This window comes from bacterium (Candidatus Blackallbacteria) CG13_big_fil_rev_8_21_14_2_50_49_14 (assembly GCA_002783405.1).
Lineage (GTDB): Bacteria > Cyanobacteriota > Sericytochromatia > UBA7694 > UBA7694.
In genome coordinates, this window is sequence record PFGG01000080.1 from 63,760 (window position 1) to 78,048 (window position 14,289).

Below are 14,289 nucleotides of genomic sequence, written 5' to 3' on the forward strand. Positions count from 1 at the left end.
CATGTCTTTGCCGCTGGTCTCGGTCATTACGCCGCTGTATAACTATGAGCAGTATATTGCCCAGGCGATTGAAAGCGTGCTCAATCAAACCTATCCCAACCTTGAAATGATTGTGGTGGATGATGGTTCCAGCGATCAGGGCCCTGAGATTGTCGCCCGTTACAGGGGAGAACGCGTCAAACTTTTCAAGCAGGAACGCATGGGCTGTGGTGTGGCCAGGGCTTTGAACCGAGCGATTGCAGAGTCTCAGGGGGAGTATATTTCGTGGTTGAGTGCAGATGATTACTATCTGCCGACCAAACTGGCCCGCAATGTGGAGGTCTTTCAGTCTCGACAGGAAACGCATCCCCGCTTGGGCTTATTGCATTCTCAACCCGGTGTCGAAAGCGCTGAGCCTGATTATTTGGCCCAGTATTGTCCTTTGCCTGTCGCCGAACAGCAACGTCAATTGGCTGAACGCGGGGCTGTGACCTGGCCCTTTGGGGCCGGCACGGCAGAAGATCAGGACATGCTTTTCTATTCGCTTTTATGCAACCAGATCAATGGCTGCACCACCCTGATTCCCAAAAAAGTCTTTGAAGCCGTAGGCCCCTTTAAAAACAGCTGGTCTGTTACCCAGGACTATGAAATGTGGTTGCGGATTTTGCTGGCGGGCTATGAGGTGAGCTATTTGCCTGAAGTTTTGACGGTCAGCCGTTTTCACCCGGTCAATACCGGCCAATACAGCCAGATTGTGCCTGCCGAAGCCAATTTGGTGATGCGCAGCGCCAAGGAACGGATTCAATTGAGCCAGATTGAAGATTCTCTGCGGCGTCAGGGTATTTCTACTTCACAATTCCCGCTTTGGTATGCCCCCTTATTGGCCCGCCAGGGCATCTATGATGAAGCCTTGTATACTTTGGAGCACGCTATTTTTCCTGCTACAGAACAGGCCCAGGCACAAGCGCTGCGTGCGCAGTTGCTGACCGAACTCACCCCCCCTGAGCTTGCCCCCTACAGTTTGAAACTGCCCTTGCGCTGGGGCTTGACCTTGTCACGCCCAGCCTTGAAAAGTCACCGTTTGCTGGCCGTTTTAACAGAGTTTTGTGCTGCTTTTGGCCCCCAGTCAGAGGTCGCTCTCAGTATTTGGGCCGAGGAGCCCGATTTGAAGGCAGAATTGCCCAGCTTGCTTGAAAACTGGAAAACCCAGATTGCAGCCTATTTGAAGCGTGAACTGGCGGATTTGCCCCCCCTGGAACTGGCTCAGGGAGAGCTTGGGGCCTTTTTAGAAGCTTTATCTGCCTATCTGCCGATTGGCAACCCTGATCTGCTCGAGCAGCGCTGTCTTTACAGCAAGCGGGCCCAGAGCGCTTTGATTCAGTGGGCTGCTGAAGCCTTTGATTTTCGTCGGGCCGCTGAATTTTTAAAGGGTTTGGCCACTTGGCACCTGCCCCTGCCCCAGCCCTTGAGCCAGGTCTTGTGGCCTGAAACCTCTATTGTGGCTGTGCCGGGGCCTGAACGCTCCTTTGTGTTTTCGACCCAAGGCTGGCTCGAACTGTCTGAACAGGATGCGCTGGCCAAGGTCTGTGCCTGGCAGTTCAGCGCAAGCGGGGCAGAAAAAGTCAGTCAGGCCGAATACGCCTGTTTGCCCCTGCCTGAAAAAAGTTTTTTTCCTGCCTGGGCCCCAAACTTGAATCTTCCGCTTGAGTTAGAGGATTTGGCCGGGGACGTGATTTTGATTGTGTACGCGCCTGAAAACGGTTCCCGTTGGCGTGAAAGTTTACAGGCCTTTTTGGCTGAGGGTTTGAATCAGCCGGATTTGAGCCTGCTGTTTTTGGTTCTGGATATTCCTGAAGCCTCCTCAGAGCGCGACGCGATATATGAAGAAGTTTTCCAGGAGATTGAAGCGGCTGGGGTAGATCCTGAAAACATTGAAAATATTGTAATTTCTTATCTCGACAGGGCCGAGGCCATGGGCGTTTTTCAATTGGCCTGGCTGTGGCTGCAACCTGTGGCTGATCCGGCACAGTGGCTGCCTTTCTGGCCCTATCTGGCCCAAAGCGAAACTGCGCTTTTAAGCCTGAATTGGCTGGCGGCTGAGTGGGCTGAATCGGCCTGGATCAGCTTCAGTTCAAACCTTGAAGACCTTCGTACCTGTTTGCGACAGGCTTTGGCCGATCGTGAAGCGACCCGTCAGCGGGGGCGGGCCCTGAATGCAAAAATTCCCCGCTTTCCTGCCTATGAAGCCTGGTTAAAGGGGCTTTTAGACCATTTTGCAGTGCATGGAGCCAAGCAATGAAAATCATGACCCTTTTGGGCACCCGCCCTGAAATTATCCGCCTGAGCCTGATTATTCCCCTTTTAGATCAGCTCACTTCGCATGTGCTGGTGCATACCGGCCAAAATTACGATGCCCGTTTGAATGCGATTTTTTTCGAAGAGTTGGGGCTGCGAGCCCCGGATCATGTGCTTGAAACCCGCTCAGAGACGCCCATGCAGCAGGTTGCCAAAATTCTCAGCCAGGTAGAAGCTGTTTTTGCCCAGGAAAAACCCGATCGGGTTCTGATTTTGGGCGATACCAACAGCGGCTTGGGGGCCTATGTGGCCAAGCGTCAGGGCATTCCGGTCTATCATATGGAGGCAGGCAACCGCTGTTATAACGAATTTGTACCTGAAGAGGTCAATCGCCGCGTGATTGACCATTGCAGTGATATGCTCATGCCCTATACTGAGCGCAGCCGTCAGAACCTGCTGCGGGAGGGGGTGGAGAGTGAGCGGATCTATGTCACCGGCAATCCGATCAAAGAAGTGCTCGACCATTTTCAGCCCCAGATTGCCGCCAGCACCATTTTAGAAACCCTGAAACTCAAGTCAGGGGAATATTTCCTGGTGACCTTGCACCGTGAAGAGAATGTCGATAACCCTGAGCGTTTCAGCGCTTTTCTGCAGGCCTTTGAATCGCTTTGGCAGACCTACCATTTGCCGTTAATTTGCAGTCTGCACCCCCGCACCCGCTCGCAATTGCAGAAACAGGGGCGTGAACTGCCGCCAGGAGTGGTGGCGATGGAACCTCTGGGACTCTTTGATTTTGTCGCCCTTGAAAAGCAGGCCTTTTGTGTTTTAAGCGACAGTGGCACGGTTCAAGAAGAATGCGCCCTGTTTAAGGTGCCCAGTGTGACCCTGCGGGATGTGACTGAGCGGCCCGAAACCCTGGAGGTCGGCAGCAATTTTATCAGCGGGGCCACCCCGGAAGCGATTCTGTTGGCGGTGCGCACCGTGTTGGCGACAGGGGCCGCCTGGAACCCACCCCCAGAGTATTTGGCTCCAGCGGTCAGCCAGACTGTGGCCCGGATCGTGTTGGGCAATTATACGGGCTATGCCACCGGGCGGCGGGTTTAAGTCAGGCAGGCTTCAAGTTCTGCAAAACTTTGAATGATTAAATCAGCTTGATTGGGGTGGGCTTTGTTTGTGTTTTCAGGACGGTATAAAACAGCATAAACGCCTGCTTCTCGCGCACAGCGAAGATCTACCTCCTCTTGATCACCAATCATCACAGTTTCTTGGGGGCTGACCCCCAATTGGGCACATGCCCGAATTAGTATTTCTGGCTCTGGTTTACGTAGGCCCTGACTGTAGCTGAAAAGATAGTGATCAATCATGCTTGTCAGCTGATCGCTCTGGTATTTGTGAAGATAAACCCTGTCTGGCAGAATCGTATTTGAGACGATTCCAACCTGAAGGTCTGCCTTTTTCAGGGTTTTTAACAGGGGAAGCAGATCGGGGGCTGGTTGATCCCATTGAATCAGGGTGGCGCCTAAAATGGAGATCAGTTCCTGCAGTTGGTTTGGCTTGTCCTTCAGCTCAGGAAAAGCCCTTATAAAAAAAGGTTCAAGAGGCAATTCATGGCCTCGCTCCCGCCGTTGGGCAAAACTGGCCCGCCAGGGGGTGAGCAGGTTTGCTTGAATCGCCTCTGGGGTAGAGCCCTGTCCTGTGAGGTGCTGTAAGTGTTGGGCCAAGGCCAGAGCCGCGATCCGATCCTTTTCTCTCGTGGCTGGACCCAGGCGGCAATTGTGAGTGACATTGCCCCGGTCAAAGCAGACCGCTCTGATTTTTTTCCAGGGAATCACATATTCCGCCGGTATTGTCCGCCCACTTCATAGAGCGCACCCGACATCTGTCCGAGTGAGCAGATCTTGGCGCTCTCCATCAGGGTTTCAAACAGATTGCCATTCTGAATCGCTGTTTCCTGCAGGGTTTTGAGGGCGGCGGGCGCGGTCTCTACATTGCGGGCCTGAAAGGCTTGGAGTGAGCTGATGGCGTATTCTTTTTCTTCGGGGGTGGCGCGGATTACCTCATTGGGAATCAGTGTGGGCGAACCATCACTCCCCAAGAAGGTATTGACGCCGATCAACGGCAATTCCCCACTGAGTTTCTGGTGCTCATAATAGAGGGATTCTTCTTGAATTTTAAAGCGCTGGTATTGGCGCTCCATGGCCCCCAACACCCCGCCACGTTCAGAGATGCGGCGGAATTCAGCCATCACGGCTTCTTCGACCAGATCGGTCAATTCTTCGATGATAAAGGCCCCTTGCAGGGGGTTTTCATTCTTGGCAAGCCCCAACTCGTGGTTGATAATCAGCTGAATGGCCATGGCACGGCGTACCGATTCTTCGGTCGGGGTGGTAATGGCCTCGTCATAGGCATTGGTATGCAGGCTATTGCAATTGTCGTAAATGGCGTAAAGGGCCTGCAAGGTGGTGCGGATATCGTTGAAGGCAATTTCCTGGGCGTGCAGAGAGCGGCCAGAGGTTTGAATATGGTATTTCAGCTTTTGGCTGCGATCGTTGCCACCATAGACATGTTTGATGGCCTTGGCCCAGATTCGGCGGGCGACCCGTCCGATCACCGCATATTCAGGATCAACCCCATTTGAGAAAAAGAACGAGAGATTGGGGGCAAAATCATCGATTTTCATGCCGCGTGAAAGATAATACTCAACAAAGGTAAAGCCATTGGCAAGGGTAAATGCCAGCTGTGAAATCGGGTTGGCCCCCGCTTCGGCGATATGGTAGCCCGAAATGGAGACCGAATAGAAATTTTTGACCCGGTGATCGGTGAAATACTGCTGAATATCCCCCATCATGCGCAGGGCGAACTCCGTTGAAAAAATGCAGGTGTTTTGGGCCTGGTCTTCTTTGAGAATATCGGCCTGAACCGTCCCGCGTACACTGCTCAGGGCTTCGGCCCGCAGACGCTGGTAGACCTCGGCGGGCAGCACCTGATCTCCGGTTACTCCCAGCAAGAACAAGCCCAGGCCATCATTGCCTTCGGGCAAGTCTCCCTGGTAACGGGGGCGGGGCAGACCTTTGGCTGCATAGATCGCTTCAATTTGGGCTTCAACTTCTGCTTCCAGACTGTTTTCGTGAATATATTTCTCGCAGAGCTGATCGGTGGCCACATTCATATAAAACGCCAGCAACATAGGCGCAGGGCCGTTGATCGTCATCGAGACTGAGGTATTGGGGTGGCAGAGATCAAAGCCTGAATAGAGTTTTTTGGCGTCATCCAGGGTGGCAATGCTCACACCTGAATTGCCGACTTTGCCATAGATATCCGGGCGTGGATCGGGGTCTTCGCCATAGAGGGTGACCGAATCAAAGGCGGTTGAGAGGCGCTTGGCGGGCATGCCCAGCGAAACATAGTGAAAACGGCGGTTGGTACGCTCGGGGCCGCCCTCACCAGCAAACATACGTGTGGGGTCTTCGCCTTCGCGTTTGAGGGGAAAGACCCCCGCAGTATAGGGGAATTCACCCGGCAGGTTTTCTGTCATGCGCCATTTGAGCAGATCACCCCAATCCTGGGTTTTGGGCAGGGCCACGCGGGGGATTTTGCTTTGCGAGAGCGAGGTGCGGTAAAGCGGCTGGCGGATTTCACGCTGGCGTACATGGTAAACCAGTTCATCGGCGGTATAGGTTTTGACGATTTCAGGCCAGCTATCCAGCAGATTTCGGGTTTCTGGGCTGAGGTGTTTTTGTTTGTCTGCGTAAATCGCCTCCAATTCGGCGCGCAGAGGCTTTGCTTCAGGGGGCAAGAGTGCCAGACTGCCCTGGAGTTGAAAGAGCTGGCGGGCCAGGGTGCTCTGTTCTTCGGTCAGGCGTTGGTAGCGCAGGTGTTCGTCGGCAATTTCAGCCAGATAGCGGGTGCGCTCGGGGGGAATAATATATATTTTTTCTGTTTCGGCCAGGGGCATCTGCAATTGAGAGCTAAATTCTCCCTCACCGAGCTGATTGAGCCGCTCCATCAGGCGTTTATACAGTTGATTCACGCCAGGGTCATTAAACTGTGAGGCCATGGTGCCGATCACCGGCAGGGCTTCGTCTTCGAGCTGAAAGAGATTGCGGTTGCGGCGGTATTGTTTGCGCACATCACGCAAAGCATCGAGGGAGCCGCTCTTGTCGAATTTATTGATCGCGATCAGATCGGCGAAATCGATCATGTCGATTTTTTCAAGTTGTGAGGCGGCTCCATAATCGGAGGTCATGACATAGAGGCTCAGATCGCTGTGCTCAATGATTTCGGTATCGGATTGGCCAATGCCTGAAGACTCCAGCAGAATCAGATCATAGGCAGCGGCTTTGCAGACCAGCAAAGCGTCACGCACATGTCTGCTGAGGGCCAGATTGGATTGGCGTGTGGCCAGGGAGCGCATATAGACGCGTGGGTTGTGAATGCTGTTCATGCGAATGCGATCGCCCAGCAAAGCACCCCCGCTTTTGCGCCGGGTGGGGTCAACCGAAACAATCGCCAGGGTCTTATTGGGAAAATCACGTAAAAAACGGTGAACGAGTTCATCGACCAGTGAAGATTTTCCTGCACCACCCGTTCCAGTAATGCCGACCACGGGCACATTTTTAACTTCTGAGCGAGAAACCAACTGTGCTTCGATTTGGCTGGCAGCCTCAGGATGATTCTCGGCCAGGGTGATCAATTGGCCAATCTGCAGGGGTGATTTGACCTGCAGATCGTGTAAGGCTTTTTCAGGCACCGTGGTTGCGAAATCACATTTTTCGAGCAGATCGTTGATCATGCCCTGCAGACCCAGTTCACGTCCATCGTCAGGGGAATAGATCCGGGCAATGCCATAGGCATGCAGTTCCTGAATCTCACTGGGTAGAATTGTGCCGCCACCGCCTCCAAAAATGCGGATATGGCCAGCTCCTTTTTCCTGGAGCAGATCATACATATATTTGAAGTATTCGAGATGACCGCCTTGATAAGAGGTGACGGCAATGCCTTGAACGTCTTCCTGAATTGCGCAATCGACAATTTCTGCGACGGAGCGGTTATGCCCCAGGTGAATCACTTCGGCACCTGTCATCTGCAGGATTCTGCGCATGATATTGATGGCTGCGTCATGACCGTCAAAAAGCGAGGCTGCGGTCACCAGGCGAATCGGGTTTTGGGGAATATAAGCTTCCCGTTCAGGGGCATGGTACATGAGAAATCATCCTTTCACGGCACTCTGCCTACATTATACGTGATGATTTCCTCTATCCGGGGCTGAACCCCCAAGGCTTAATTGGATTCCTCACCCCATTTTTGCAGGCCTTCTTTGATCCGGGCAAAGCTGTTATTTTCTTCCTTGGGGCTGTCTTCACGGAAAATGGCCAGCAAATAGGCTGTCCAGAGATAGGGTTCAAGAAAGATTCTCTCTGTGCTTAAACTGGTTTTGTGAAAGTGCAGAGCACTCTTTTCAAGGTATTCCAGGCGCATTTCCGAATTGCCCTGCAAACAGAGCGAGATATAGCGCAGGGCAAAATAATTGGCGCAGAGAAAGTGGTAGTTCGATTGGGTCGTTGAATTGGTAAGAAAATAGAGGGTCTCCAGATTCATATCGCTGAAAACCCCTAAGCGAGCCAATAATTGAGGCAAAAGGAAATAGGTACTCGTAAAGGATTCATTGAATTGGGCATCTGGTGAGTAAAGGCCCGCATTCTGGGTCAGGTTTTGGTAACTGAGAAAATGAGAACGAATGCCCATTGCCAAATCGCGCGTGTATTTCTGCAAGGCTTCTGACTCTTCCTGTTGCGAGGCATCGGCTCCCTGCAGCGTGAGTTCTCCCTCGGCGTTGATGCCAAATAAATTGCGCAGATTATTCATCGCTTTGAGTTTTTGCTTGCTTTTGAGCATGATTTGAGGAATATCGCGGATTCTGCGCGCTGAGCGGGCCACTTGAACTGAACGGAAATAGCGGAAAATAAAATGGGATTGCCAGATTTCCTGGTACAAATACCGCACTCTTAAGTCTTCGCGTTCCAAATATTTAACGTCAATAAACCATTCTTCTTGTTTGAGATCTGCCAGTGCAGTCCGCAGTTCCTGAAGAACCTGTCCCAGTTGTTTGAAATCGGCTTGAATTTCCTCAAGGGAAGAAGCCAACGGTGTGCGCCCATAGCGATGATTAAACAGTTGAAACAGGGGGGTAAAATGACTCAGGGTAAGATGCAGACGAAGTTGCTGAAATTGGGAGGCCGGTAGTTTATTTTTAAGCTGGATTTCCAGTCGCCTCCATTCCTGTAGTCCCTCCTCAAGTGTTCGGCATGACTTTTGCAGCATTTCCAATTGGCGTGTGCGGCTGTTTTCCTGGGTGGATTGGGCCGAGAGCAGTTTGCTTTGCAGAATATAGTGGATCAGCTTTTGTGCGCCGGTGAGCCGTACTTTTTCGAGGGCATCCTGGGCATGCATAATCGCCATTTGCATTTCACCCAATTGCATATAACAGGAAATTTGATTGGCCCGTATAAAAAAGTCAGAGGGTTTTTCGAGGGCCTGTCGTCCCAGATTTTGCAGATACTCCTGCTGATGAAAGCCCATGCTGGATTGTTTGGGAGAGCTTTCATAGAGATAGAGGCGGCTGAGTTGTGAGCGTTCTTCTGGGCTGATACCCAGGGCTTGAAAGAGCAAGCGGAGTTTAACTTTACTTAAGCGAATATAGCCACGTTCCAATTGTGAAATGGTGCTTTGACTGAACTCTTCACCAGGCAATTCTTTTTGAATGAGCTGGGCCATTTTTTCAGCCAATTCAATTTGAGAGAGTCCCTGTTGTTTGCGTACACGCTTCAGGTATTGACCAGCATCCAGAAAGGGCGTGGATTTGTTGGACATGCTAAAAGTTATTCTCTTTTTTTTCTTTCAGTGTATTTTAAAATTGTTTTTTCAATTTCTGCATTCAGTTTACTGTGAGTCTGAATTTTCAGGAATTACTCCATATGTTGAATAATGCAAAAATTTGGGTTTTTTCTAAAAAATATGAATTTTCTCAAGGGCAGATTTTAAGAAGGTCTGTTTTATTTCTAATTAATAAGGAAAAATGATTTTTTTTACAAAATATAACCCTTGATTCAAATAATGAGTCAAGGGTTATATATGTGTTTTATTGAAGGTTAAGCTCCTCGTCGTCAACACAGGAGCAGGGCTTAACCTGAAGTTCAGCCAAAGAAAGCCCGTGCGCCTCGGAAAACACGATCGCGTAATCCGCTGGCTTCATAAAGCTGGCTGCCTCCCAAACCCCCCAGGGCACCGGCCACTGCTGCGCCAATTGTGAGGGGAAGCCCGGTGACCCCCAAAGAGCCCAGGGCCAGTGAGGCGGCTCCAGCTCCGATGCCTGCTGTAGATCCGGCCAGAAGTCCACCCACGCTGTCAGTGGTGATATTGCTGACTGCATCTCGTGCGCTGATTTTCCCACCTGCGACGGCTGCAAAGTTTTGAAAGGTTGAGACGGCACCTGTAATGCCGGCACTCAGCCCCCCGGCCTTCAGACTGGCTTGTCCCAGACCTTTCAGGCCAGCAAGGGTCAGACCATTGGTTTTGAGGTTTTGCAAAGCTTCAGTGAACTGGCCCTGGTATTTATGGCCCACAATGCCACCAATCAAAAGATCGCCGACAGGCCCTGTGCGAATTTGCTCAGGAATATAGCTGTCGTGATGTTCTGGCCTGGATGGGGGGCCAGGACAAAAGGGGACTGCCGGAGCTGGCAGCAATTGAGGCAAAGGCAGAAGTACCGGATTTTGAACCCGGTAGCTGGTAGTTACCGTTGTGCGGGTGGTCATTGTGGTTTGCAAGGCCAGGGGTCTCCTTAAGCTCTTGATTACTTACCAATTACTTTGATTACCAAAGCTTGGTATATGCTTAACTACTTATATCCCCCACAGGCCATCAAAACTTGAGTTAACAAGTTTAAGTGAAGTTTAAAAAAGAAATAAGTTAAACCTAAATCATGCGAAATCGAGTTTTTACCCCTCTGATTTGCAAAAACCAAGCAGAGAGGAGAAACTGTTTGGGCTTTTAGCTCAGTAAACCCAGGGAATAAGCCTATAAGGGGTCTTCTGGGCGTATGCCCTGTAGCCCTCAAGATTTTCGTTTAAAAAACGATCCTCAAGTTGGGTTCTGAGCAGTATCAGGGCGATACCCAGAAGGGTGGGAAGAAACGCAGTATAGGCGTTCATGATCAGAGGAAAACCCAGATTCGCAAGGATCAGGCCGAGGTAGCCGGGGTGTCTGACGACCCGATAAAGTCCTGAAGCGCAGACCTGGTGTCCGATTTCTGTTTGCAGTCTGACCGTGCTTGAAAAGAAGGCATTTTCTCTTTTGGCAAAGGCAAAAATAAGTTGACCTGTCAAAAGGAGCAGCACACCGATCACGGTTAGGCTCAGGGGAACCTTGCCTGTCCAGTGAAATCTTCCTGAATCCAATCCCGCCACAAAAAAAGTCACAAGACTGAGAATAAACGTCAGACCCAGAATTTTTTTATCCCAGTCCAAGCCGTTTTGGGCTGTTTTCATGCGTTCTTCTGTTAGTGTTGAACCTTTGGGAAGCAGCAGGTGGTTGAAGGTGGTGCCGATCAGGGCGGCGACCAAATACAAGAAGCCTTGCCAGTACCAGAGTTTCCCAGCACCCAGAAAGATAAAGGCCGAAAAGAAGATGAGGCCGAGATAGCTTGCGATGATTGCTTTTGATTTCTGCATTTTTGCTTTCTAAGTGAATCTTCAGTCTTGATTCAGACTCAAATATTCGCCCCCCACTCCCAAAGCAAAGCCCACCCCTGTCGAGATCCAGCCTACCACTTCCAGGCCTGCGGCAATTGGGAGGCCTGCGCCTGTGGCCGCTGCTCCTGCTGACCAGACCCCAATGCTGGCATCGAAGCTGTTGAGCCAGGCTGAGGCTTGAAAAGCCGTTGCGGCCAGGGAGTGGTTTAATTTTTTTTCTTGTGCGGCCCGTTTAAAATCATCTTGGGCTCCCAGGGCAGAAATGCCAGCTCCAATCACTGGAACAGAGGCTGCTAAAGTGCGGGAAGCTCGGCGGGTCGCAGCCCGGCCCAGATGGCTTGAGGCCCTTGTCACCGCGCGGTTTAAAACAGGGACTGTCTGTTTAACGCTCGCTTCGCTGCCCTCCTCGATCAGGGTTTTGGCGCTTTCATTGAGCACAATCGAACCTGTTTGCTCTGAGAGAAAGGGAATATCTGGATTTGCTTGACCTTGAGCGGGTAGGTGTGGATTCAAACGGTTTTGAACAGGTTCTTTTGCCGGTTGATGAGGGGGAGAAGGTGGTTTTTGAACAGGTTCTTTGGCCCTTGTTCCAGGGAGCCGTTGAGCTTGAGTGTGGACAGCAGAGATCGAACCCATGGGCAATTTTCCTATTGAAATAAGCCTTTCCCGTTTAGCATACGAAAGTGTGAAAAACAGGTCAAGAGCAAGGTGCTTCTAATTTACTTATTGCTTCCAAATTTAAATCAAAGCTTGTCGTTTGCATTCTGCTTCCAACCAGGCAAAACGTTCTGAAATGCTTTTCAAGATTGCTTGTTTGGCCTGTGCATACTCCTCAAAACGCTCGGCATTTCCACGCATTTCACTGATCTCAGGGTATTGGCGTTCACAGAGGTAGTGTAAATAATTGACGCAAACTCGCTCCAATACACGGGGGTGGGCTTGTGCTGAAATATACTCTGCTTCTGCAAAGAGATCATCAAGGCGCGCAGCTTTTTCGCGCTGCTTCGTATTGTGAAAGCGGCAGGCTTGTGCAATCAGCGTCTGGGGGCTGAAGGCCGTGAAGCGAAAGGTATAAACGGGTGTGTCTGGCATAGGTTTTCCTCTTGGGAACTCTTTTCAGAATAATACAGTTTCTTGAAAGTGGGGTTTTGCACAATGATTTTTTTACTGAGGGGGGGTTGGGACTTTACTTTGTATTATAAAGTAGTTTATTATTATTTTAAATTACTTTGTTATATAAAGTTCTTTAGGAGTTTAATCATGGAATCCCCTCCCCCCCTCTCTCCCAATCTGGGTTGGCAGGATCTTCTGCAATCCTGGCGTCGTTTGCGTGCTTCGATTACGTTTAAATTGTTTTCCATGCTGTTCTTATTTCTGCTCTCTATGATTCCTGTGGCTTTTGTGCAGGGCCTGGTGCATGAGCGTGAAGGTCTGCAACACAGTGCGACTGAAGAGATCAATCGAAAATGGGCAGATCCGCAGACGCTGACAGGGCCGATTCTCACGCTTCCCTACCGACGTGAAATTCTGATGGATAAGGGCAAAACCAAAACCACAATTGAATACCTTCATTTTTTACCCCAGCAGCTCACCGTCAACGGTGTCTTGAATCCTGAAATACTTCACAGGGGGATTTACACCATGACGGTTTATACCTCAGATATTCAGCTTGAGGGTAAATTTTCGCCGAATCAGTTTCAGCATTTACCGGTTGAAGCCCAGAATCTGCTCTGGGATCAGGCCTTTGTTTCAACGGGTATTTCAGATTTACGCGGAATTAAAGAAACGGTGACTTTAAATTGGGCTGGTAAGCAGCACGCTATGGATCCGGGCACGGTCACCGATCATCTTTTTACTTCTGGGATTCATACCCCTGTGCGCTTGACTGAAAACGTGAGTAAAAAAACGCTTGCTTTTCAAATGCGTTTGAAATTGAAAGGCACCCAAAAGCTTTTCTTTGTGCCTGTGGGACAGGAAACCACGGTCAAGCTCAAGGCTCCCTGGTCGAATCCCAGTTTTGATGGCGCATTTTTGCCCGATGAGCGCAAAATTGGGGCCCAAGATTTTACGGCCAGTTGGAAAGTTTTACACCTCAATCGTAATTTTCCGCAGCTTTGGAATGGCAAGCAATACAGTTTTGAAAATTCCAGTTTTGGGGTTTGGTTGATTCAACCTTTGAATCATTACCACAAGGTTTTGCGTTCTGTGAAATATGCTCTGTTTTTTATTGGCTTGACCTACCTTACCTTTTTCTTTGTCGAGATTTTGACAGGGCGTATGGTTCACCCCCTGCAGTATTTGCTGGTGGGTTTTGCGCTCTGTGTTTTTTATACCTTGTTGCTTTCGATCTCAGAAATTCTGGGCTTTGAAAAAGCCTATCTGATTGCTGCCGCCATGACGATTGTCTTGATTACGGCCTATGCCGCAGGATTTTTGCGCAGTTGGCCTTTAACGGTTGTGATGGGAGGGATACTAAGCGCGCTTTATGGTTTTATCTATGTGATTATCGACCAACAGGATTACGCGCTTTTAATTGGCAGCTTGGGTCTCTTTGGCGTTTTGGCGCTGGTGATGTTTTTCTCGCGGCGGTTGGAACCCGCTCTTCCAAACGCAAGCGTCGAACTCAGCTGAGTTTTGGCCCAACTGATAAAAGCCCCCGGAATTTCCAGGGGCTTTTTGATGTTTTTGCGGTTTTATTTATTTTTAATCGCGGCGCCAGTGAAACCACCGACAGCCCCCAGAGCTGCGCCCAGAGCTGCGCCTCCAGCCAAGGTTTTTAAATCGAGGGCTTTGCCGCTTTTGACACTCAAAGCTGTCAGTGCGACGGCTCCTGCAACAGCACCAGTTGCTGCACCTGCCATGGCGCCTCCTGATTTGCTATCTGCAACTGCACCGGCAACAGCGCCACTGAGTCCGCCAATAGCCATACCGGCCATGGCGCCTCCGCCTGCATTCAGAGCAGAAAGCAGAACACGATGGAAAGCTGGAGCGTCTTTTAAACCAGCAAAGGTCATGATGCCTACGCCGGTGGCGGCAAGCAGACCGGTTGCCTGAGCACCCGTTACAGCACCTGTTAACGTATTGGAGAAGGTATCCAAAGCGCCTTTGGTTTCGGCTTTTGCGGGAGCGGGTTTTTCTGTTTGGGGGGCTACCTGTTTGGGAGCACTGGATTGAAGCATAACGGCGGTATTGTTGATTGCTTGAATAGACATTTTTAATTTCCTCTACGCGGGTTTTGATAGTTTGATTATCCGCAAGCGGCCTT

Annotated in this window: 11 protein-coding genes; 3 read left to right on the forward strand and 8 right to left on the reverse strand. The window is 50.5% G+C overall.

Annotation, left to right across the window (positions count from 1 at the left end):
* The first annotated feature begins 1 nt into the window (after position 1).
* Positions 2-2,278, forward strand: coding sequence for a hypothetical protein (locus COW20_23330; protein PIW44578.1), 2,277 nt, complete (start codon positions 2-4; stop codon positions 2,276-2,278).
* Positions 2,275-3,378, forward strand: coding sequence for a UDP-N-acetylglucosamine 2-epimerase (non-hydrolyzing) (locus COW20_23335; GenBank protein PIW44579.1), 1,104 nt, complete (start codon positions 2,275-2,277; stop codon positions 3,376-3,378). Before COW20_23330 ends, COW20_23335 begins: the two co-directional genes overlap by 4 nt.
* Here COW20_23335 and COW20_23340 read toward each other — a convergent pair.
* The 7 genes from COW20_23340 to COW20_23370 form a co-directional block, all read right to left on the reverse strand.
* Positions 3,375-4,121 carry a hypothetical protein gene (locus COW20_23340; protein ID PIW44580.1) on the reverse strand — a complete coding sequence of 249 codons (747 nt, stop codon included), beginning with the start codon at positions 4,119-4,121 and terminating at the stop codon, positions 3,375-3,377. The two genes, COW20_23335 and COW20_23340, sit on opposite strands and share 4 nt — an antisense overlap.
* A complete protein-coding gene (locus COW20_23345) occupies positions 4,103-7,477 on the reverse strand; it encodes a methylmalonyl-CoA mutase (protein PIW44581.1) in 3,375 nt (1,124 codons plus the stop codon). The genes COW20_23340 and COW20_23345 overlap by 19 nt, the downstream gene beginning before the upstream one ends.
* A 77-nt stretch (positions 7,478-7,554) precedes the next feature.
* Complete coding sequence (locus COW20_23350) at positions 7,555-9,120, reverse strand: hypothetical protein (protein ID PIW44701.1); 1,566 nt, start codon at positions 9,118-9,120, stop codon at positions 7,555-7,557.
* 347 nt (positions 9,121-9,467) lie between these two features.
* Complete coding sequence (locus COW20_23355; GenBank protein PIW44582.1) at positions 9,468-10,088, reverse strand: hypothetical protein; 621 nt, start codon at positions 10,086-10,088, stop codon at positions 9,468-9,470.
* Positions 10,089-10,328: 240 nt separating this feature from the next.
* Positions 10,329-11,003, reverse strand: a complete 675-nt coding sequence (locus COW20_23360) for an isoprenylcysteine carboxylmethyltransferase family protein (protein PIW44583.1) — start codon at positions 11,001-11,003, stop codon at positions 10,329-10,331.
* A gap of 21 nt (positions 11,004-11,024) precedes the next feature.
* Positions 11,025-11,660: a hypothetical protein gene (locus COW20_23365; GenBank protein ID PIW44584.1), complete on the reverse strand. Its 636-nt coding sequence runs from the start codon at positions 11,658-11,660 to the stop codon at positions 11,025-11,027.
* Positions 11,661-11,762: 102 nt separating this feature from the next.
* Positions 11,763-12,116 (reverse strand): hypothetical protein, encoded by a 354-nt coding sequence (locus COW20_23370; protein PIW44585.1) that lies wholly within the window; start codon positions 12,114-12,116, stop codon positions 11,763-11,765.
* A 63-nt stretch (positions 12,117-12,179) separates the two neighbouring features.
* Between COW20_23370 and COW20_23375 the strand changes: the two genes are divergently transcribed.
* On the forward strand, positions 12,180-13,655 hold the full coding sequence (locus COW20_23375) for a cell envelope integrity protein CreD (GenBank protein ID PIW44586.1): 1,476 nt from the start codon (positions 12,180-12,182) through the stop codon (positions 13,653-13,655).
* Between the two features lie 62 nt (positions 13,656-13,717).
* Here the strand turns inward: COW20_23375 and COW20_23380 are convergent, their stop codons facing one another.
* Complete coding sequence (locus COW20_23380) at positions 13,718-14,236, reverse strand: hypothetical protein (GenBank protein ID PIW44587.1); 519 nt, start codon at positions 14,234-14,236, stop codon at positions 13,718-13,720.
* Positions 14,237-14,289: the final 53 nt, after the last annotated feature.